This window comes from Microcoleus sp. FACHB-672 (assembly GCF_014695725.1).
Lineage (GTDB): Bacteria > Cyanobacteriota > Cyanobacteriia > Cyanobacteriales > Oscillatoriaceae > FACHB-68.
Map to the genome: position 1 here is coordinate 153,113 of NZ_JACJOU010000012.1, position 20,625 is coordinate 173,737.

The window sequence follows — 20,625 nt, forward strand, 5'->3', positions numbered from 1 at the left end:
TCTATAAACCAGAAACCAGACAAAATCGAGTGACCAGGCTGCCGGCATTTCTATGATGTTGAACTAAGAGTTTCTCACGGTTAATATGCGAGTCGTTGTCCAGCGCGTTAAATCATCTCAAGTGACGGTTGCCGATTGTGTGATTGGTCAAATTGGCCAGGGACTGAACTTGCTCGTTGGGATTGCTGGCACGGATACTGAAGCAGAACTTGAGTGGATGGTTCGCAAGTGCTTGGATCTGCGGCTGTTTCCGGATGCCGGGGATGAGGGTGTCGGTCGTTGGGAGAAATCAGTTTTAGACATTGGGGGTGAACTGCTTGTCGTCAGCCAGTTCACCCTCTACGGTGACTGCCGCAAAGGCCGCCGACCCTCCTTTGATCGTTCAGCACCCCCTGACAAAGCCCGGAACCTTTACGAACAGTTTGTCGCCAAGTTGCGGCAGAGTGGGTTGCGCGTAGAAACCGGCGAGTTTGGTGCCATGATGCAAGTCTTCATCGAAAATGATGGCCCTGTTACCTTGTTGCTAGAACGGGAAGCCGGTTGAACAGAGTGGGAGAGGGGAGGAAACACTTTTTCGTGCTTTGGGGTCACACGATTAAACATTTAAATAATTTTTTCTAATATTAAAAATTCACAATAAGGTATTTAAACTTATCGGAATTTTGATAATGTAAACAAGTATATCGAAAAAAACCTATGGGTAATGTTTTATGCAAGGAAGCACATCTGCTAACTCAAATGACCCGCTATCTAGAGGCGGCTCGGACGCCTTTCCATTTGCTTCGGGAATGACAGTCTTCTGTGACTTTGACGGCCCGATTATTGATGTTTCTGAGCGATACTACAGCACCTATCAGCTAGGATTAGCTGAGACTGAGGCTTCATACAAAGATCAAGGCATCTGTTTACACCTCCAGAGACTGACGCAAGAGCAGTTCTGGCAAATGAAGCAAGCTCGCCTCCCTGATATTGAAATTGCCATGCGTTCGGGTTTGCAGGGACAGGAAGTGGATGTATTTGTGCAGCGGGTGAGCCAGATCGTGAATCAGCCGAATTTATTGCACAAAGATCGCTTACAACCTGGGGTTCAGTGGGCGTTAGCTTTGCTGCATTCGCGAGGAATGCGGCTGGTGTTAGTGACGTTACGCCGGCAAACTCAAGCCACCCAAATTTTAGAGAATTACGGCTTAGCGAACCTATTTACTTGTATTCAGGGAACTGAAGACGACCACTCGGCTTATCACAATTACTCAGACGTGAAAAAACAGCTGTTAGCTGAAGTCATGGCTCAGCAAAATGTGTTGCCGGCTTCAGCCTGGATGATCGGCGATACAGAAGCAGATATTTTGGCTGGACAAGCTTTAGAAATACCGACAATTGCCTTGACTTGCGGGCTGCGGAGCCGTTTTTACTTGCAGCAATTCCAGCCAACCCGGATTACTTCAGATTTGCTCTCTGCGGTGCATTACCTGTTAGGTTGCACCCAAGCCATTGCAGTTTAGACAACTTGAGATCGGCTTAATCTTGTTACCACAAGCCGGGGCTAATTTCAAACCAGATTCAGCAAAGCAATTAAGGCGTTTCAATTGACCTAATGCGCTCCCACCAACGATTCAGCGGAAAATAAACAACAGGTGCCCATAAGCTGCTGAGAATGGCAGAGGAAAGCGCTACAAGCTGGTGGGAGTTCCAAATTTCAGCCAGAGTACGTTCGCTATAAAAACTGTACTGAATAGCCGTGACTGTTTCAGCCAGAATAGCCATGCCAAACACAATTAAGGCGACAGAAATAAAATCTTCCTGAACGTACCGTTGTTTTTGTAAACGAGCGGTCAAAATTCCGACCACAGCAAGGCTAAGAGCATGGGTGGGATGGGAGGCTGTCATGCCGTCTTGAAGCAGCCCCAAAGCGAACCCAGCGGCGGCTCCTAGAAAGGCTGTACGTTTAACACTCCAGGCAACTACCCAAATTAACAACCAGTTAGGGCCAATACCGAGCAGAGCCATTCCTGGGATACGGGTAGGCAGGATCAGTAAGCATAAAAGTACAGAGCCAACGGTTACCAACGCATTGAGCAGCCGGCGAGTTTGGGGATGCCAATGAGACACCCTGCTGCGACGAGAGCTAGTTCTCATTGCTGGTTTGAGGATCATCTTCGGGCTGCTGTTGAGGAGTATCTGTTTCGGGCTGCTGTTGAGGAGTATCTGTGGGAGCCGGTGGTTTGGTTGGGGTAACAATCACCCACTCTAAGGCATTCATGGGCGCAGAAAGCTCGATAATGGCTTCAGGAGCGGGGCTTTTGCTCAGATTCACTGACTCGACGCGTCCCACAGGAATGCCGGCGGGAAACAGCTCGCTCACGGGTGAAGTGGCAACAATATCCCCTTTGCGAACTTCTGGCACTTTATCAAAAAATTCCATTACTGCTCGGTTAGCGCCATGTCCCCGCATAAAACCCATGTGGCGGGTGCGGCTGAGCGTGACGCCCACGCGACTGCTAGGATCGCTGATCAGCAGAACGCGGCTAGTATGGGGGGTGACGCTAACGATCCGGCCTACTAAACCACCCGGGCCGGTGACAATATGGCCTTCTTGGATATTATCGTTACTGCCGCGACCCAAGGTTACTTGCTGCCACCAGTGATCGGGACTACGCCCCACAATAGGTGCGACAATGCCTTTGTCTTTATTGGCAGAAACATAACCGATTAACTCTTGTAACTTTTGATTTTGCTTTTCCAGTTCGACTAACCGTTCGTCCCGCGCTAGCATCCGGGCTTTATCGAGTTGCTCTTCTTTTGTGGGACTTGATTGAAAAGGACGGGTTACCCCTTGGAAGACTTCAAAGATGATTGAGGCTTGGGTATAGCGCACTGCCCAAGCCGCACTGATGGCTAGAACCACCAGTGCAACTTGCAATCCATGCCGATCCCACCAGCGACGCAATGTGTACATTTAGCTTAGTTGTCAGTTGTCAGTTGTCAGGTGTCAGTTGTTAATAGTTGATCGTTCAGTGTTAATTGCGGTGAACCCTCAACGATGACAAATGACTTCTACATATTACGAGAACGACCGCTAAACACGCGTTCGAGCTGTTTGAAATTCTCTAGAACACGTCCAGTTCCTAGAACCACACAGCTTAAAGGGTCAGCTGCAACGTGCGTTACAATGCCGGTTTCATGACTGATCAAGGTATCCAGGCCCTTCAATAAAGCACCGCCTCCTGCTAGCATGATCCCACGATCAATGATGTCGGCTGCAAGTTCTGGGGGGGTTCGCTCTAGGGTACGCTTGACTGCTTCTACAATAACTGCTAAAGGTTCTGCCATGCTCTCGCGGATCTCTGGCCCTTTAATCGTGACTGTTCGAGGCAAACCAGAGAGCAGGTGCAAGCCGCGCACGTCCATTGTTGCATCATCACCTTCGTGAGTTGGGTAGGCTGAACCAATCTGAATTTTGATTTCTTCAGCGGTTCGCTCCCCAATGACTAGGTTATGAACTTTTTTCATATAGTGTACGATCGAGTCGCTCAGCTCGTCTCCGGCAACGCGCACCGATTCACTTAGAACTGTGCCCTGCAAACTCAAAACGGCAACTTCTGTAGTACCACCACCAATATCAATAATCATGTTGCCGGTTGGTTCGGCGACGGGTAAACCGGCCCCAATTGCGGCGGCCACCGGCTCGTCTATTAAGTAAACATCTCTAGCGCCGGCCTGAGAGGCGGCTTCCATAACAGCTCTTCTTTCGACCCCTGTAACTCCGCTGGGGATGCCGATCACAATCCGGGGAGAGACGAGGGTTCTGCCTTCATGCACCCGTCGGATGAAGTGTTTGAGCATCAGTTCTGCGGTATCAAAGTCAGCGATTACACCATCACGCAGGGGACGCAGGGCAACCACGTTTCCTGGGGTACGACCCAGCATCTTTTTTGCGTCTTCTCCGACTGCCAGTGGCACTTTTAGGTTTTGGTCAATGGCAACTACAGAGGGTTCTTGGAGAACAATACCTTTACCGGATACATAAACTAGGGTATTGGCGGTACCAAGGTCGATACCCATATCCCTAGATAAGGAAAAGCGATTATTGAAACGACTAAACAGACCCACAAGTTTCTACGCCCCCAAAATGAAATGCTTCTGTGTGCGACTATAGTGTAGTCGTGCTGGATTTTATTACGTTTTTTATCCTGAGTCTAGTCAAGTGGACAAATTCTTCGACTCAAAAGACCCAGAAGCCATAAGGTATAATCCTGCGTGTGATGTAGGTCATCCGGGTAAAGTTCAAAGTCGCTTTTAGGTGGCTGCTGTTATCTTAGCTGTCTGGTGCTGAAATTGTGACGGTATTTTAAAGTCAACTTGGGCGGTGGGTTTCTGGGAGAAACTCACCAGGGTAATGCCGGCAAGCTGTTAGATTTACCTTGGTGCAGCTTCAGTGCAAAACTACCTGTGCCTCTCCTCAGCTACGATCAGTGCATTAGCATTTCATTACTTAGACAATTATGAGCCTCAATGTTGTAACCTTGGTTGGCCGGGTAGGCGGCGACCCTGATGTTAAGTATTTCGAGTCCGGTAGCGTTAAGTGTAGATTGACACTAGCGGTGAGACGTGCGAGTTCTAAGACTGATGAACCTGATTGGTTCACCCTTGAGCTGTGGGGCAAAACGGCAGAGGTGGCTGCCAACTACGTCCGCAAGGGCAGTTTGATTGGGGTCACTGGTTCTTTGAAGTTCGATTCTTGGAGTGATAGAAATAGCGGGGCAAATCGATCCTCACCCGTGATTAAGGTTGAGCGAATGGATCTGCTGGGTTCCAAAAACGATAATAGCGCCGGTATGGCGAACTCTGGCGCGGGGGGTGGCTATGGCGATGGGGAGTTCTAACGAGTTAGCTTTTAAGTAAAGTGCCGGTGTTTTCTTTAACAACCGGCGGCTGCTTTAGTAGCGAATTTGCAAGGTAACGGATGCCTCGACTTGCTGTTCACCTCCAATCACCGGCGTTGAGGCGGCTTTATCAGCCCGTTCTGCCTGAACAGCATAATTGATGATCGGGAGTTGAGGAGGGACTGCATCATTGATTTTGATGCCGATCACTTCTCGCTTGGTGAAGTTCAGTGCGCTCAAAACGGCGTCTGCTTGCTGGTTGGCTTCCTCAACGGCTTCTCGCAGGGCTTGTTTTTGAGCCACTGCGATGGCACTGTCGGCGGCGACAAAACTGATTCCGTCAATGCGTGTGGCACCGGCTTTGACGGCTTCATCCAGCAGGGAACCGGCTGAGGGGGTATCTAGGCGAAAGCTGACGGTATTGGTGCCGGCATATCCGGTGAGTCGCTGCACATTGCCTTCGTAGCTGTAAACGGGGTTGAGACTGATGCCGGTGGTTTCCAATTTCTCGACGTTGCGCGATTTTAACAGCTCTACCACAGCAGACGACCGCCGCGCCACTTCTTCCTGTACCTCGGCTGCGGTTTTCCCTTGAACTTCCACACCCAACTGCACTTTAGTCAGGGTTGTGGGAATCGATTCTACGCCTCTTCCGGTGACGGTGAGGGTTCTTGGTGTCTGCTCTTGAGCCATTGCCGGTGCGGCTAACGTTAAACTGATTAAACTCATCGCTAATGGTAAAACTCGCAATAGGTTTCCAGCATTGATCCTAAAACCAGGGACGAAACGTTGCATAAACTTAATTCTCCTCACTAAAAACGATCCTAAGTTGTTCTGGCCGGCTCAAATCTATATTTCTACTTTGCCAATGCTCGATCCAGAAAGTTTCACTGGTTACATTTTTGGAAACCTTATCAGTTTTAGGGATTAGATTTCAGATTGGGGTTTGTCGGCAAGCGCTGTAATCTCATAAACTTTCACAAGCAGGGAAATTCATTAAAAAATTCTTGCCACTAAATTAGATAAAATCTTAAGGAGCGTGGCTGGTGGCGTACTGGCTGTTAAAAAGTGAGCCTAACGATTACTCCTACACCGATTTAGAGCGGGATGGGAAGGGCATTTGGGATGGGGTGAAAAATGCTCTCGCTCTTAAGTATATGCGGACAATGAGCGACGGCGATTTGGCGCTGTTTTATCACACCGGCAAGGAACGGCAGGTTGTGGGAATTGCTGAAGTTAGCAGCCTGCCTTATCCCGATCCGGCATTAAATGATCCTCAGCGGGTGGTGGTGGAGGTACGCCCTATTCGGCGGATGCCAAAACCTGTGACGCTTGCACAAATAAAGACAGATAGTTATTTTGAAGGATTTGATTTACTGCGGATTTCGCGGCTTTCGGTAATGCCGGTTAAGGATGAGTATTGGCAGCGAATTTTATATCTTGCCGGCGAATAAAGATTTTCTAAATGAGCGGTGAAATTTCTATGCGGTTGGGGACAGATTGCGAGTAGAAATCGGCACCAGGTAAGCAATGTGATCGCTGCACGTATTCTTACGACTACTTTGCTGTTCAGTAACACCTAGAACCGCTGCCGATTGATGCTAAACCCGAACAGAAATTTCAGCTTCTATTGGGTTTAAAAAAATCAAAATATTTATCATTTTTTATTAACTTAATAGTAAAGTATAGCTTACAATGTACTGAGAAACGCTATAGCTTTACAACTATTTAAGATGAAAAAACGCTGGAAAATGAGTTTGCCTGTTCTTGCTTTCATCGCTACTTTATCCATCGCGCCGGCTCAAGCAGACCTTTTTGATGGGCCGGTTGATCGGTTGCCGGTGGCAGAAAGAGTGGCGTTGCGTGAGGGTAAAATCGTTGTCACCGGCAGTGAGGGTCAATATGTGGGTAAAGTGTTGGTGACGGCATCACCTGGTGTGGTTTGGTCGGTTCTGACAGACTATGATAATTTTTATAAATTTTTGCCGAATGTTATTTCAAGTCAAGTCTTAGAAACGAATGGCAATCGTAAGGTTGTCGAACAGATTAGCAATCGCAAAATTTTGCTTGTCAAAGTGAAATCACGTGTTCGCACAGAAAATACAGAAACTAACAAACAGCGCATTGATTTTCGCTTAGTTGAGGGCGATTTACAGCAGTTGCAAGGTTATTGGACAATTGAGTCTGTTTCTGTGCGTCCTGGGGCAGAACCGACTCAAGTTTTGATCTCGCAAGAGGTAGAAGCTCAACCAAAAAGTGGAACGCCAAAGGATATTTTCTATGACATTTTTAAAAGGGCAATGGGGGATAATTTAAAGGCGATTCAGAAAGAGGTGAATCAGCGAACAACCGAAAGCCGGTGATGTTGGCATTTATTCTACTCTCTGTGCTTGATTTTGCATTAGTCGTTGAACACTCACTAAAGCCGGATTTAATTCATAACTCCGTCTTTCTGGATTACTAAGATGTGCCTGCTGTTCTTCTTCAATCATTTGTACATCTTGACGTACTAATCCATCCAGTAATTTTTGGGCTGAACCGAAAAGACTATCTTTCACAAGCCGGCGAAACGCGACTGGTAGTTTGTGCAATCGCCAAAACGCGTTTAAAGATGTGAAGTGAATTAAATACGCACGAGTTGCTGTTTCACTTATTGGACAAAGTAAGCAGTATATTTTAAAGTCTTGTCCTAATGTTGAGACCCAATGGGGATAAATGTAGCTGACATCCAAGGGTTCAGGATGAAGCCGGCGCAAGGCGGGAATAAATAGCTGAGAAATTGACCAAATTCTGTCAATTTTGTAATAGCTTTGGGCTTGATAATGGGCGATTACACTGTTTTCATTTTCTTCAATATTTTCGAGAACTGCTGCTGTCCAAGCTTGCCAATCTTGATGTAAATGTCCGTGATACATATCCATCAGATTTTCTATCAAGAAGGAGTAATGAGCGTTGCAATTTATAATAGAAACGGTAGCGATGTAGTTGAGGTGTTCCCACTCTGGAATATCTAAGGGAGAAACTTTTTCTGCAATGCTTTCCTCTCCAGGAAAAAGCCAAATAAAACCGTTTTGTTCTTTGAGAGGATAGCGGCGAATTTTGCAAGTTGGTAATTTTTGATTTTGTGCTAAATAGGGGACTGTGGCACATTCACCATTTGACTTAAATTGCCATCCATGATAAGCACATTCTAGGTGATTGTTAATAATGCGACCGTGACTAAGTTTAACGTGCCGGTGAGGGCAGCGATCTTCTAGGGCGTGAATGGTGCCGGTGTTATCTCGAAACAGAACAATCGGTTGATTCCAAAGAGTGATACCTATAGGCTGGGTTTTAATTTCTCGGCTGAGGGCGACAATATACCAGTGATTTGGGTTAATTTCTAGCTGGCGTATCTTCTGTTGTTGGATGGTTGGGGAAGGAATGGACATAAGCGCTGCAATCAATTGATTTTGAATTTTTTAACCGCAGATAAACGCAGATAAACGCAGATGAAATCTAGATGGATCTGCTATAGGCTGCGGTTTTATTTTTGGGTAACTAATTTTTCACCGGCATTGCTTTTAAATCTGCAACACCCCCTCTGGATTGACAGATAAAAGGGTTCTTCGCTGTAAACTTTCTTGGTGCAGAATAGCATTTGCTGCTAGTAAGCCACTACTAACGGCGCGTTCCATTAACCCGCAGGGAAATGGCATTTTTACCCAATCACCGGCAAAGATGAGATTAGAAACTTCTGTACTGGTTTCTGGGCGTTGGGCATAACTTCCCGGTGGATAGCCGGAGAAGTTCTTTTGATTGACTAATTCTTGATGCAATAGATTGGCTTCTTTAAGTGCTGGCACGATTTCATACAATTCTTGCTCAAATGTAGCGAGTAAGGTTTGCTGATTAGGAAATTCTTTTTCTTTGTAGCAGTAAGCGTGTAACTCTACGACACTACCGCCGGTTTTTTCATGCCATTCGATAAATTGTTCCTGAATTTTGTGGTAAAGCGTGATGCTATCGGTTAGCTGATAACCGGATAAAGATGTAAACCAGCTATGTTCCCATTCAAAATCACGATCAAACCAGAAACGGGCGACTGCAAAGGGATCAGCAATGGCTAATTTTTCAACCTGATTGCGTACCGGCTCATTGACTTCACCTGTCATTCGAGTGAATAAATGTTGTACTCCAGGGACATCGGTGGCTAAAATATAGTAATCTGCTTGAATGGTTTTTTCGTTATTAACGGGAAGTTGGGGATTTTTCGTTGCGACTAACTGCACCCGATCTTCTTCACGTTCTACGACTTTAAATCGTGGCAAGTCTCGCTCTGCCGGCCCTTTAATTACTTTGCCATTGCTATCAAAAACGGCACCATGACAGGGGCAGTGAAATTTCCCATCTGTTTGAGGTTGAACGGTACAACCTTGGTGTGTGCAAGTGAGAGAAATAGCTTCTTTACTTTTAACTTTGGCAGCAAAAACTCGGTCACCGGCACCGTAATATTCCATTTGTCCATCGGCTAGCAACGGATTGCGATTTGCCCAAAAAGGAACAGAATTTCCAGCGGTGCCGGTGTAATAGCTAATGGAATCGATTTGCCCTTCCTTCCAGCGAATGTCGCTCACTGTTGCGCCGGTGACAATTTCGCCTTCTTGCTGTTTAATTGCGCTAGCAATCGGCTGCACCAGCGAAGTGCCCATATCCTGCTTGGTTCCGTTGAAAGCCAACCCTTCTGGATTGCCAAAAAAGTAGAAGTGGAAAAACTGCATTAATTCCCCAACACTCATTTGATCCGGTGCATTCAAACTGGATTTGGCAAAGGGGAGAAAATACAAGTCATATAAGCCTTGAGGAAAATCTTTCTCAACCCAGTCAGCCACGGATAAATTGTCGAGACGCTGGAAGGTTTTTTGGGGATTAAAACCGGCAATTGCTCGAAAAACTTGCCAGTGTGCCGGCTTGGTAAGATTAATTCCCCAGCGCAGCCGGTTGGGGGAAGCAGCTGCTAAATCAACGATATTCCAAGGGAAAGCAGAACGGCTGGGACGAAACACTTCTGGCTGGTATTTGTTATCTCGGAAAACCACCGAGTACATCTTCAAATCAACAAAATTTTCAGTAATGCTGAGTTCTTCCACAAGGCTTTTTAAGTTGTAATATTGGGGAAAAAAGCCGTGGAAGCCATGTTCCATCATAAATGTTTCACCGGCAGCCTCAATGGGCCAACTGGCGATTTTGCCCCCAAGTTGCGGCGATCGCTCTAGCAGCGTCACCTTAAACCCTCTCTGGCTGAGTTCATAGGCGCAAGCCAGCCCAGCCAGTCCAGCGCCAACCACAACAACACTTTTAGGACGATTGACCCAGCGCGGCAAATCTAGGGTATCTTGCTGAAATACTGCCGGTTGGGGTTTTGAGAAGCGGGAGTAGCCCACCAAGCCAGCAGCGGCACCGACACCAAACATCTTAAATAGGGTGCGTCGGGAGATTGGGTGCGATAGCGCGTACCTTGATAATTGACTCATGAACGACTTAGCTAACTCCTCACATGAAATACTGGCGTGAAACTCTTGCCGTTGCACAACGCATTCTGATAGAACTGTTGCGCCGGCGACGCAGTCTGATTTTTTGGGCGATTTTTCCGGTTTCTGTGCTGCTACTTAACGGTTTTATTCTGGCAGAACGAGCCAAGCTGTCAATGGCTCAAGCTTTTGAAAGTGCCGCGCCGTCAACGCTGGTGGGCGCTGCGCTGTTTTTCAGTTGCCTGGGAGGCACGGTGTCAACTGTGGTGGCAGAACGTGAACAGCACACGCTCAAGCGCTTGTTTATCTCTCCCCTCAGCGGCACTTCGTACTTTTTAGGCATTTTTGTTGCTCATAGCTGCATTGCTATGGGTCAAACGCTTTTGGTGTACACGATTGCGGCATTTTGGCAAGCTCAATTTCAGGGTTCACTTCTCCTGGGAGCAATCATTATTTTACTCAGTATAATTTCCTATGTGGGAGTTGGGTTTATTCTGGGCACGCAATTTGCGCGTCGAACTGAGGATGTGAATGCTTTGGTTGCGACGTTTGGAGTGCCTTTATTAATTTTGGGAGGTGCGTTTTTACCGTCATCTTTGTTTCCAGATAAATTACTTGAAATCGCTAAGTTCAATCCGATCTATCACATGAATGAGGCACTGTTGGGTGTAGCTGCCGGCGGTGATGGGTTAGAAGAAATTGCTGGACATTTTTGGTTTTTATGTGTGTTTGCTGTTTTGATGATCGGGGGGGGATGGTTATCTTACCGGCGAATGTTGAGTGTTGAGAGAAGGTTGTGATTAATTGGGCATGGGGCATTGGGCATTGGGCATGGTAATTGAGGTAAGGATAAAATAGTGCTGAAAATTGAGAATTTATGTAAGTCTTACGGGAAACGAGAAGTTCTTCAGGATTTGACGCTGCATATTTTCCCGGGAGAAATTTATGGGCTTTTAGGGCCAAATGGTGCCGGGAAGACGACAACGATTAATATTCTTTGTAATTTGCTGCAAGCGGATAGCGGTTTGATTTTAATTAATAATCTGCCGGCTTCTGAAGAAACGAAATTACTGATCGGCGTGGCGCCTCAAGAAAACTTGCTTTATAAAAGCTTAACTTGTGAAGAAAATCTAAACTTTTTTGCTAAAATTTATGGCATAAAAGCTGAGAGCCGGCGTCAACAAGTAAAAGCTTGTTTAGAAGCTGTAGGTTTAGCAGATCGGGCGAAAAGTCCGGTAGAAACGCTGAGTGGGGGAATGAAGCGTCGGCTCAATATTGCAGTTGCGTTGACGCATAATCCTAAATTAGTGATTCTCGATGAACCAACAACAGGTTTAGATATTGAAGCGCGTTACGAAATTTGGGATTTAATTCGGCGTTTAAAAAATCAGGGAATTACCGTACTACTGACCACTCATTTATTAGATGAAGCTGAACGACTTTGTCAACGCATTGGGATTCTTAAAGGTGGGAGAATTTTAGCTGAGGGCAGTTTAGAGGAATTGCGGCAGCGAATTCCAGCCCAAGAAGTTGTAACAGTGCAAACGCCTGATGAAGACGCTGCAATCGCGCGTGCAAAGGAGTGGGGCTTTACCTGCCGGCGCTATGGCAATGATCTTGCTTTTTGGTTACCCGAACAATTAGAACTTAAAGAAATTCTCGCTCGGTTTGAGGGAATTACTCTAGACTCAATTGCGCGAATGCCAGTGCGCTTAGAGCATATTTATGTTGAGGTAACGCAACAAAACTAAAAATTATTAAAACCATTGCACAATCCTCAAATCAACAACTTACCTTATCTCCCAACGCTTAAGCCATCTATGTTTGTCTTGGGTTAAAAAACCTTGTCCAAAAATCTATTAGTTAAACCCTAACCTATTTGCTGCCGGCACCGTTCCAAATATATTTTAATCACCTTATCTTGCGGATTAATCCGCAAGCACTCTTGAAAAGATTGTGCCGCCTCACTAAAATTTTGCAAATAGTAAAGTAACAAAGCTTGCTCAAATAGTGTTTTTGTCGCCAACTTCCCTTCTTTAATTTCAACCGGCTCGGCATCAAAAATTTCAAAAACTGACACCATTTCTGATTTACCCTTAACTTTTACTCGATCAATCAGACGGAAGGAATAATCAGCAGGATTTTCCAAACCCATAAAAGTATGATGAGTGATTAATAGCGACACTCCATAATTTTTGGTTAGTCCTTCAATCCGAGAAGCTAAATTCACCGCATCCCCGATCACCGTGCCATCCATCCTGTTTTGTCCTCCAACGGTTCCCAGCATCAAAGAGCCGGTGTTGATGCCAATGCCAATCTGAATGGGTAGATAGTCAACCGATACCCGATGTTGATTGTATTCAATCAGCCGGCGCAGCATGGAAATCGCCGCTTTCACAGCATCATCTGCTCCGCCACTAAACAGAGCCATAATTGCATCGCCAATATATTTATCAATAAATCCATTATTTTCGATAATTGCCGGCTCCATGCGGCTTAGATAGGAATTGATAAACTTAAAATTATTTTCCGGAGTCATACTTTCGGAAAGCGTGGTGAAATCACGAATATCAGAAAATAAAACCGACATCTCCTTCTGCACCGCCTCGCCTAATTTAGCATCAACAATACTTTCATATCCCAGAAAAGATAGAAATTCATTTGGCACAAAACGTCCAGTTGCATCGGTTAATTCTAATTCAATGTCTAGCGCTTGTTTCAAATCATCATTTAGTTGAGCAAGTTCCTCAGTAAATCTTGCTCGCTCTGCTTCTGCTTTTTTACGTTCTGTAATGTCTTGAAAGGCGACAATAGCATAGGAAATATTGCCCTTTTCATCATAAATAGGCGTTCCCCAAGTTTCTAAGGGAATAATTTTATCGCCTTGATGAATTTCCATATCAGCATTTGTAACACTTTCGCCTTTCAAGGCACGTACAACAGCCAATCTCTCAGCGGGATATTGCTGATCGGTGCCGGCAACACAAATTTTATAAACTTCAGGGATTTGCTCGCTGGTAGTTTCCGGGATGACTCCTTTACCCAGTAGCTGCTGAGCCGTGTGATTGGTATAGTAAACTTTACCGCCACTATCAAGTATTCCAACCCCCACCGGCAGCGCTTCTAAAAATTGAGTTAGCCGACTCTCACTTTCCTTAACAGCTAAATAAAGTTGAGCATTTTCAATAGAGATTGCTGCTTGGGAAGATAAAATTTTTAACACTTCCAATCTGTCAGGCGTAAAGGCACCCGTTGTTAAATTATTTTCTAAGTAAAGAATACCAGTTAACTTATTCTGATTGAGAATCGGAAGGCATAAAACTGATTTCGGTTGATGTTCAATGATATAAGAATCGGCTGCAAAATTTGTCTCATCAGTCGCATTATCAAGCAGCAGCGTTTCTTGAGTATGCGAGACATAATTGATTAGTGTTATCGGAATGTCTTGGCAAGATGCAAGGGGAATTGATTGCAACACTGTTAAAGTGTGTTTTGCATCTGTGCTGTCTGTTGCCGGCTTCTCCTGAGCTGTTAAACTCACCTCTAAAGATTTGCGGCTCATTCCCTGCGCTTCGATCACAAGTTGACCTGATTTTTGCAGAATAAAAGCACATTTTTCTGCGCCGGCATTCTCCAGAGCAACTTGCATTAAGCTTGAAAGCAAGTTATCGAGTTGAATTTCCTTGGCGATAGCTTGGGAAGCTTTAATAACGGTTGCCAAATCCAAAGCTTCTGAAACATCTGTGCCGCTAGAGCTAACAGTTCCCACCGTCATCTGAGAGACTGTCTCGCCTGTCTTTAAAGTTGTTTTGCGATTAAGAATAAAGCCAAGTAATAGAGGATAGCGTTTTTCTAAATCTTCAATTTTTGCCTTCGCTCCCCAACGAGCGTAGCAGTAATAAGCATCAGTTAGATAAACTTGCGCCAACTTTTCTTTACCTTGTGACAAATAAAATTTGGCTGCGAGTTCGTTAGCCAAGGCTTCTTCATTGATATATTGATGCTCCTTTGCAAGAGCAATGGCACGATCATAATAGTCCATTGCTTCCACCTTTCGCCCAAGAAATCGGCACCGCTCTGCTTCTACTAAATAATATTTATGCAAATAATTCATTGGGGCGTGATGCGCCCATTTTTTCATCTTTTTTTGGTTGGCGTTCACCTTTTGCCAAAGACGCTTTTTTTCAGATTTTGGGGCGTCATTTAATACGCTAATTCGAGCTAAAGAATCGTATAGGTGAAAAACTGTATAAGGCATCGTGGAGGTAACGCCTCCGATGTATTTTTCCGCAAGAATGGCATTATCAAATGCTTGCCGGTATTCATAAAATAAATAACATAAAATAAGTTTATTGATATATAGCACGCACATAGCAGTGCTATCATTTGCTTGCTGATGAAGCGGCAACCTCGTTTCCTCGTTATAACTTTTACCCATTAAACGCCAAGGAATTTCCGAGGAATTTGTTAAGTTTAAGACCACCTGCTCGTAAATTTGATTATAGTTAAGAGCAGTTGCTTGTTTGAGTTGATAAATTGCTTCATTATAGGACGCGATTTCTTTTTCAAAAACTGCTAAATCTCTGCCGCTAAAATAAGCACGGGAGCAATAAACATAAGCCGAATAAGCAGCATACTGTAAATCGCCGGTTTCAAGCCCACTTTGATAAGCTTCAAGCAAAGGAGGCAATGTTTCAGCTACTGCCTTCTTCCAATGAGTGACAAAACTATTAACAATTTGGTAAATTCTAGCTTTTAAATCTTTTGCATTAAAGCGTGCCAATACATTTAAAGCAAGCTCACCAAATTTAAAACCGGCTTCAATATCCCCCACAACGCCGCAAAGAACAAGTCCATAACCAACATAACCATAGGCAGAAGAGGGAGAATTCCCATATTTTAACGATAAATTGATCTGCTTAAAAACAATTAGCGGCAACAATGTAGGGACAGCAAAATAGGCAGAAGTCGATGCCGTTGAAAGAATCCTCATTGCTGAAAGCTTAATTGGATCGGTCATTTCCGGCAAGTTGATTAAGTCCTCAATTCGCTTTCCGAACAAAGCTCGCTTTGTCTTCATTAAACCCAAAATTACATCGAGCTTCCTTGGATTTTCAGGCAAGTCCACGCCTAAAAACTTCAACACTTGCAATCCAATCTTTACTGTTTCTATCAGTTGATTTCGTGCCACACAAGCAAGCATTTTTACTTCATAAACTTTAACCCGATCTAGTACCGTTTTAGCTTGTTGCAGCACAATCTGAACTAACTGCTCCATCCTCTCAAAGTCCGTGTTGAGGTAGGCCGCTTCTGTCGATTCCACATACAGCGCCAATGTCAAATCATACTGACTTTCCCAGCTATCTACTGCTAGTAATTCGATTGCCGCAGTTAAATACCTAACAGCAGCGTTATAAGCAGTAGAAGCCTTCGCTTTACGACCGGCAATTAAATTCAGCTTAGCTAATTCATCTCGGTTTCTTTGCTCCCTAATTAATTCTGCGCCAATATTTAATTGGTTAACAATATCAAATATTTTCTCTTCCCGTTCCTTCACAGGTGTCCCGTTCAACAGTAGTTGCCCAATTTTTAGGTGAGTCGCCTGCTTTTCCGTTTCAGGAATCAGAAAATAAGCCGCTTGCTGGACTCGATCATGCAGAAATTTATAAGGAACTGCACCAGGGGATTCTGTATTTGAGGAAACTGATGATTTTTTTAAATTTTCAGAATTTAAACTTGATAAGCTATCAGTTTCTTGGAAAAACTTATAAACTTCGCTGATCGGCAAAACCAAACCTTCTTGCAGCGCTTTCCACAACTCAGTTGCTGTTTCTACAGGCGATTTTTCTCGCACAATTGCTAGAGTTGTTAAGTCAAAAGAGTTGCCAATACAAGCAGCTAATTTCAACACAGCTTGGGCAACCTCTGGTAGTTTCTTTAATTGAAGTGCCATAAACTCAACCACGTCATCGCTCACAGTCAGCGCCTTGACTTTGGCTATATCGCACTCCCAGTAACCGAAGTTAAAATCAAAAGAAATTAGCCTATCTTGATATAAAGATTTAAGAAATTGATTTGTAAAGAAAGGATTACCTTTGGTTTTATTTAAAATTAGTTCGGTTAAAGGAAGTGCCCGTTCTGGAGGGGAGCTTAGGGTATCGGCAATCAAGCAGTTTATATGATTTTCATCAAGAGGTGCTAGGTTAATTTGATTAACTGTCGCGCCGGCAGAGCGCATCTCTTCTAAAGTCAGCATTAAGGGATGTGCTGCACTGACTTCATTATCCCGATAAGCTCCTATGACTAACAGATGTTGTGAAACCGGCGTCCCGCTTGCCATTGCTTCAGTCATCAACAATTGCATTAACTTCAAAGAAGCAGAATCAGCCCACTGCAAGTCATCTAAAAAAATGACAAGCGGGTGTTCTTTGATGGTAAATATCCGAATGAATTTTCCAAACAGCAAATTAAATCGGTTTTGGGCGGCTGCCGGCGCGAGTTCTGGCAAAGCCGGCTGCTGTCCGAGAATCCTCTCCAGTTGTGGAATCACATCAATTATGACCTGAGCATTCTCTCCCAAAGCTGACAAAATTTTTGCTTTCCATTCTTGCACAGAGCCAGCACTTTCTGTTAGTAATTGTCCCATCAGGTTTTGAAAGGCTTGCACTAAAGCAGAGAAAGGAATATTACGCTTAAATTGGTCAAATTTACCTGAGATAAAATAACCCCGTTGCCGAACAATGGGTTTATGAACTTCATTCACGACCGCTGTTTTACCAATTCCCGAAAAGCCAGCAACTAACATCATTTCGGTAGTGCCTTTGCCCACCCGCTCAAAGGCGGTTAACAAAGCCTTGACTTCAGCTTCTCTGCCATAAAGTTTTTCAGAGATCAAGAAGCGGTCAGAAATATCTCGCTCTCCTAAAGTAAACAGGCTAATGCTGCCGGCAGTTTCCCATTGCTGCAAACAAATTTCTAAGTCGTAGCGCAAACCAAAAGCACTTTGATAGCGTTCTTCAGCCGTTTTTGCCATTAACTTCATAATGATGTTATTCACCATTTGAGGAATGGCTGGATTTAGCTCAATGGCCGGTGCCGGCTGACGAGCGATGTGGCAGTGAACTAACTCCATCGGATCGCTAGATTGGAAGGGAAGCTGCCCACTCAGGAGTTCATAAAATGTCACCCCTAGGGAATAAAAATCTGTACGGTAGTCGATGCCACGATTCATTCTCCCAGTTTGTTCAGGAGACATATAAGCAAGTGTTCCTTCCAAGACATTAGGGTTTTGGATTTCTTGCGTTTCTCTGGGTAAGAGGGAGGAAATGCTGAAATCAATGAGCTTTACTTGCTTAGTTTGCGGATTAATTAGAATATTTTGAGGTTTAATATCTTTATGGGTAATTCGGTTGTGATAAAGTCCTTCTAGCGTTCGCACAATTGTTAGCGCAATGTTGAGAAACTCATCCAACGGTACGGACGACACGCAATCTTGAGTGTGATCTGGAAAACTATTCTTTAAAGAATTTGACCTTAAATGAGTGACATATTCTTTGAGGGAAATGCCACCGAAATCTTCCATCACTAGAGCAAAACTATTACGGTAACTTTCCAGGCTAATCGGTTGAATAATCCCTGGCAAGTTAAGATTTTTAGCAATTGTGTACTGATTGCGAAACTGCACGAGTTCAGTAAACGTGGGATAATCTGTCTTAAGCAGTTTGATCGCCACGGGTATTCGGTCTGAATCACGCAGCGCTCGATAAACTAGAGTTCTGGAACCGTCGTAGATTTTTTCAGTGACGCGATAGCCTGGGAGTGTAACCATAGCCTCTACCGTGTGCTGAGCCACTTGCTGTCTTCTTAAAACAAAACTGTTGTCATAATATCCAACAAGATAACCGGCTTTCCAGAGATTCTCCAACACCCTCTACCTTCTTGAGCGTCTGCAGTGCCTTTGAAAGCTAGCTAACTTGCTCTATGGCAGTTGCAATAGGTCACCGGCACTCCCAGAAAAACAAAAACCGGGCAGCTACATAGCCACCCGGAGAGCAATTTTAGATTTTAGATTGTTCTTATTCATTAGCCCTTTGTCTTTTACGGAGACAAATGACTGATGATTTTTTCACAATCAGCTCTTTCAAAATTTAATTAGGCAGTCACAGCCTTCTTAGGAGCAGAACTCAATTCGCCCTTGGCATACTTAGCAGCAAAGTCTTCGAGAGACACTTGCTTAACCTTGGTACCATGACCGGCAGCGCCAAAAGCCTGATAGCGGTCGGCACAAACCTTCTGCATATACTTGATAGAAGGCTTCAGGAAGTGGCGGGGGTCAAATTCTTCCGGCTTGGAAGCGAGTGCTTCACGCACGGCAGCGGTGATAGCCAGACGGTTGTCGGTGTCGATATTCACCTTACGCACACCGCTCTTGATACCCTTTTGGATTTCTTCAACCGGCACGCCGTAGGTTTCCCGGATTTTACCGCCGTACTGGTTAATTAAAGCCAGCAAATCTTCAGGCACAGAGGAGGAACCGTGCATTACCAAGTGGGTGTTGGGCAAGCGGCGGTGAATTTCTTCGATGCGGCTGATCGCCAAAATTTCCCCAGTCGGCTTCCGGGTGAACTTGTAAGCGCCGTGGCTGGTGCCAATTGCAACTGCCAGAGCATCCACGCCGGTTTGCTCGACGAATTCAACCGCTTGATCGGGATCGGTTAGCAGTTGATCGTGAGACAAAACGCCTTCAGCGCCATGTCCATCTTCTGCTTCACCCATGCCGGTTTCCAGAGAACCCAAGCAACCCAGTTCGCCTTCAACGCTGACACCGATGGAGTGAGCAACTTTCACCACTTCGCGGCTGACATTGACGTTGTACTCAAAGCTGGCTGGAGTCTTGGCATCCGCCTCCAGAGATCCATCCATCATTACGCTGGTGAAATTATTTTTCATCGCAGAGTAGCAGGTGGAGGGAGAATTGCCATGATCCTGGTGCATGACAATGGGAATGTGGGGATAGGTTTCAACCGCAGCCAAAATCAGGTGGCGCAGGAAGTTTTCGCCGGCATAACTGCGAGCGCCGCGAGATGCTTGCAAAATCACGGGGCTATTTGTCTCATCTGCCGCCCGCATGATCGCTTGGATCTGCTCCATGTTATTGACGTTATAAGCAGGGAGGCCGTAACCGTTTTCAGCCGCGTGATCCAGCAGCAGCCGCATAGGTACAAGCGCCATAGATGATCCTCCTAATTCTTTGTTGTCAGCGAGTTGGTGTTATAGCAGTCTAATTCTTACGATAATCTTAAGATACTTTGCAACGTCTGGCGAATTATATCTAAAAATTACATTCCAGACCTCTGCCTTCTAGCCGAACACAGGCTAAAGGATGGGGCTAGGGATCAGAAATGGGCCTAGGGGATAGGGGCTAGGGAGAAGAGATCACAAGAGAAATAGAGAAAATAATATTTTTTCAATCTTTATCGGCAATTTTAGCAGCAAAGAACACTAGCTGCTCCGCCCTCATGTTTTCATCCAAGCAGGCAATGTGACTTATTTTCTCGATTGCCGCACTTTGGAGCAAACAAGACTTCGGTAGATTCGGGCAAAATCAGGGCCGTGGGCGGATTTGACGATGTCACGGTGACATTACAAGAAGTTATAAAAATTCTCAACCTGGGCAGAGACTTGTTATTTATTGCACAGAAATCGGAATTTGTACTTCGCTGCGTTTCATCGATTCTGGCGTCATGGGTGAATTGTACAGCAACCGCCGGGGAGAACCGGCTACTTGATACTGCGGGTTTTCAGCCAGCCAATCGTGCAGCCGGCGCAGATTGGTTTGATAACTTTCCCACGTATAAGCCCCTTGAATGCCGGCGCTCACCACTGTCATAGCTGGATAATCTGTCACCTTCACACCCGCATCAATCTGCTGAGGATTAATGTCGGGATTGGGATATAAAAAAGAAACTTCTACCGAGTTTGGCGAATCAATTTGTGCCGGCGAACTTTCTAAATAACGCGCTTCCACCGGCGTTGTCATTGCAATTTGGTTGCTGCTAATGTGTTGAAACAGCGGATTAAAAGCCACTCCCGTTGCTTGCTGTGCTTCGCCTGTGTGGGTGTAAGTCACAGCACGATACTCAGGATATTGCTTAACTTCAATTTCACCAATTTCAGTAGGCTGGGGAAATCCAACGGGTAAAGCAGCAGACATAATTAACTCGTTTTATGAC

The 20,625-nt window shown here is 45.1% G+C and carries 16 protein-coding genes; 7 read left to right on the forward strand and 9 right to left on the reverse strand.

The window, feature by feature from the left end; genetic code table 11:
* The first annotated feature begins 85 nt into the window (after positions 1–85).
* Together dtd and H6F56_RS07290 are read left to right on the forward strand one after the other, a co-directional pair.
* On the forward strand, positions 86–544 hold the full coding sequence (gene dtd / locus H6F56_RS07285; protein ID WP_190666312.1) for a D-aminoacyl-tRNA deacylase: 459 nt from the start codon (positions 86–88) through the stop codon (positions 542–544).
* A gap of 166 nt (positions 545–710) precedes the next feature.
* Complete coding sequence (locus H6F56_RS07290; protein WP_190666314.1) at positions 711–1,502, forward strand: HAD family hydrolase; 792 nt, start codon at positions 711–713, stop codon at positions 1,500–1,502.
* 70 nt (positions 1,503–1,572) lie between these two features.
* Here the strand turns inward: H6F56_RS07290 and mreD are convergent, their stop codons facing one another.
* The 3 genes from mreD to H6F56_RS07305 all read right to left on the reverse strand — a co-directional run bounded on the left by mreD (position 1,573) and on the right by H6F56_RS07305 (position 4,062).
* Positions 1,573–2,136 (reverse strand): rod shape-determining protein MreD, encoded by a 564-nt coding sequence (gene mreD / locus H6F56_RS07295; RefSeq protein ID WP_190666316.1) that lies wholly within the window; start codon positions 2,134–2,136, stop codon positions 1,573–1,575.
* Positions 2,126–2,956 carry a rod shape-determining protein MreC gene (gene mreC, locus H6F56_RS07300; protein ID WP_190666318.1) on the reverse strand — a complete coding sequence of 277 codons (831 nt, stop codon included), beginning with the start codon at positions 2,954–2,956 and terminating at the stop codon, positions 2,126–2,128. The genes mreD and mreC overlap by 11 nt, the downstream gene beginning before the upstream one ends.
* A 98-nt stretch (positions 2,957–3,054) precedes the next feature.
* The gene (locus tag H6F56_RS07305; protein WP_190666320.1) at positions 3,055–4,062 is read right to left on the reverse strand and encodes a rod shape-determining protein; all 1,008 of its coding nucleotides are present in this window, start codon (positions 4,060–4,062) and stop codon (positions 3,055–3,057) included.
* Between the two features lie 440 nt (positions 4,063–4,502).
* Here H6F56_RS07305 and H6F56_RS07310 point away from each other — a divergent pair, with 440 nt between their 5' ends.
* The gene (locus H6F56_RS07310; protein WP_190666321.1) at positions 4,503–4,883 is read left to right on the forward strand and encodes a single-stranded DNA-binding protein; all 381 of its coding nucleotides are present in this window, start codon (positions 4,503–4,505) and stop codon (positions 4,881–4,883) included.
* A gap of 54 nt (positions 4,884–4,937) precedes the next feature.
* Here H6F56_RS07310 and H6F56_RS07315 read toward each other — a convergent pair whose 3' ends face one another.
* On the reverse strand, positions 4,938–5,678 hold the full coding sequence (locus H6F56_RS07315; protein WP_190666322.1) for an SIMPL domain-containing protein: 741 nt from the start codon (positions 5,676–5,678) through the stop codon (positions 4,938–4,940).
* 251 nt (positions 5,679–5,929) lie between these two features.
* Between H6F56_RS07315 and H6F56_RS07320 the strand changes: the two genes are divergently transcribed.
* Both H6F56_RS07320 and H6F56_RS07325 read left to right on the forward strand, forming a co-directional pair.
* The gene (locus H6F56_RS07320) at positions 5,930–6,337 is read left to right on the forward strand and encodes an EVE domain-containing protein (RefSeq protein WP_190666323.1); all 408 of its coding nucleotides are present in this window, start codon (positions 5,930–5,932) and stop codon (positions 6,335–6,337) included.
* A gap of 297 nt (positions 6,338–6,634) precedes the next feature.
* Positions 6,635–7,246 (forward strand): SRPBCC family protein, encoded by a 612-nt coding sequence (locus H6F56_RS07325; RefSeq protein WP_242031902.1) that lies wholly within the window; start codon positions 6,635–6,637, stop codon positions 7,244–7,246.
* A gap of 9 nt (positions 7,247–7,255) precedes the next feature.
* Here the strand turns inward: H6F56_RS07325 and H6F56_RS07330 are convergent, their stop codons facing one another.
* Together H6F56_RS07330 and H6F56_RS07335 are read right to left on the reverse strand one after the other, a co-directional pair.
* The gene (locus H6F56_RS07330) at positions 7,256–8,314 is read right to left on the reverse strand and encodes an aromatic ring-hydroxylating oxygenase subunit alpha (protein ID WP_190666325.1); all 1,059 of its coding nucleotides are present in this window, start codon (positions 8,312–8,314) and stop codon (positions 7,256–7,258) included.
* A gap of 132 nt (positions 8,315–8,446) precedes the next feature.
* On the reverse strand, positions 8,447–10,396 hold the full coding sequence (locus H6F56_RS07335) for an FAD-dependent oxidoreductase (RefSeq protein ID WP_190666326.1): 1,950 nt from the start codon (positions 10,394–10,396) through the stop codon (positions 8,447–8,449).
* 23 nt (positions 10,397–10,419) lie between these two features.
* Between H6F56_RS07335 and H6F56_RS07340 the strand changes: the two genes are divergently transcribed.
* Both H6F56_RS07340 and H6F56_RS07345 read left to right on the forward strand, forming a co-directional pair.
* On the forward strand, positions 10,420–11,193 hold the full coding sequence (locus H6F56_RS07340) for an ABC transporter permease (RefSeq protein WP_190666328.1): 774 nt from the start codon (positions 10,420–10,422) through the stop codon (positions 11,191–11,193).
* Positions 11,194–11,250: 57 nt separating this feature from the next.
* Positions 11,251–12,144 carry an ABC transporter ATP-binding protein gene (locus tag H6F56_RS07345; protein ID WP_190666330.1) on the forward strand — a complete coding sequence of 298 codons (894 nt, stop codon included), beginning with the start codon at positions 11,251–11,253 and terminating at the stop codon, positions 12,142–12,144.
* A gap of 119 nt (positions 12,145–12,263) precedes the next feature.
* On the opposite strand, the gene H6F56_RS07350 is transcribed toward H6F56_RS07345, so the two are convergent.
* The 3 genes from H6F56_RS07350 to H6F56_RS07360 form a co-directional block, all read right to left on the reverse strand.
* Positions 12,264–18,221 carry an AAA family ATPase gene (locus H6F56_RS07350; protein ID WP_190666332.1) on the reverse strand — a complete coding sequence of 1,986 codons (5,958 nt, stop codon included), beginning with the start codon at positions 18,219–18,221 and terminating at the stop codon, positions 12,264–12,266.
* Between the two features lie 323 nt (positions 18,222–18,544).
* Positions 18,545–19,624: a class II fructose-bisphosphate aldolase gene (fba, locus tag H6F56_RS07355; RefSeq protein ID WP_190666334.1), complete on the reverse strand. Its 1,080-nt coding sequence runs from the start codon at positions 19,622–19,624 to the stop codon at positions 18,545–18,547.
* A 457-nt stretch (positions 19,625–20,081) separates the two neighbouring features.
* On the reverse strand, positions 20,082–20,606 hold the full coding sequence (locus H6F56_RS07360; RefSeq protein WP_190666335.1) for a heme-binding protein: 525 nt from the start codon (positions 20,604–20,606) through the stop codon (positions 20,082–20,084).
* Positions 20,607–20,625 lie beyond the last annotated feature (19 nt).

Bases quoted from the DNA above. Each gene is read 5' to 3' on its own strand.
- dtd (WP_190666312.1), top strand. From the start codon at position 86: ATGCGAGTCGTTGTCCAGCGCGTTAAATCATCTCAAGTGACGGTTGCC.
- H6F56_RS07290 (WP_190666314.1), top strand. From the start codon at position 711: ATGCAAGGAAGCACATCTGCTAACTCAAATGACCCGCTATCTAGAGGC.
- mreD (WP_190666316.1), bottom strand. From the start codon at position 2,136: ATGAGAACTAGCTCTCGTCGCAGCAGGGTGTCTCATTGGCATCCCCAA.
- mreC (WP_190666318.1), bottom strand. From the start codon at position 2,956: ATGTACACATTGCGTCGCTGGTGGGATCGGCATGGATTGCAAGTTGCA.
- H6F56_RS07305 (WP_190666320.1), bottom strand. From the start codon at position 4,062: ATGGGTATCGACCTTGGTACCGCCAATACCCTAGTTTATGTATCCGGT.
- H6F56_RS07310 (WP_190666321.1), top strand. From the start codon at position 4,503: ATGAGCCTCAATGTTGTAACCTTGGTTGGCCGGGTAGGCGGCGACCCT.
- H6F56_RS07315 (WP_190666322.1), bottom strand. From the start codon at position 5,678: ATGCAACGTTTCGTCCCTGGTTTTAGGATCAATGCTGGAAACCTATTG.
- H6F56_RS07325 (WP_242031902.1), top strand. From the start codon at position 6,635: ATGAGTTTGCCTGTTCTTGCTTTCATCGCTACTTTATCCATCGCGCCG.
- H6F56_RS07330 (WP_190666325.1), bottom strand. From the start codon at position 8,314: ATGTCCATTCCTTCCCCAACCATCCAACAACAGAAGATACGCCAGCTA.
- H6F56_RS07335 (WP_190666326.1), bottom strand. From the start codon at position 10,396: ATGAGTCAATTATCAAGGTACGCGCTATCGCACCCAATCTCCCGACGC.
- H6F56_RS07340 (WP_190666328.1), top strand. From the start codon at position 10,420: ATGAAATACTGGCGTGAAACTCTTGCCGTTGCACAACGCATTCTGATA.
- H6F56_RS07350 (WP_190666332.1), bottom strand. From the start codon at position 18,221: ATGGTTACACTCCCAGGCTATCGCGTCACTGAAAAAATCTACGACGGT.
- fba (WP_190666334.1), bottom strand. From the start codon at position 19,624: ATGGCGCTTGTACCTATGCGGCTGCTGCTGGATCACGCGGCTGAAAAC.
- H6F56_RS07360 (WP_190666335.1), bottom strand. From the start codon at position 20,606: ATGTCTGCTGCTTTACCCGTTGGATTTCCCCAGCCTACTGAAATTGGT.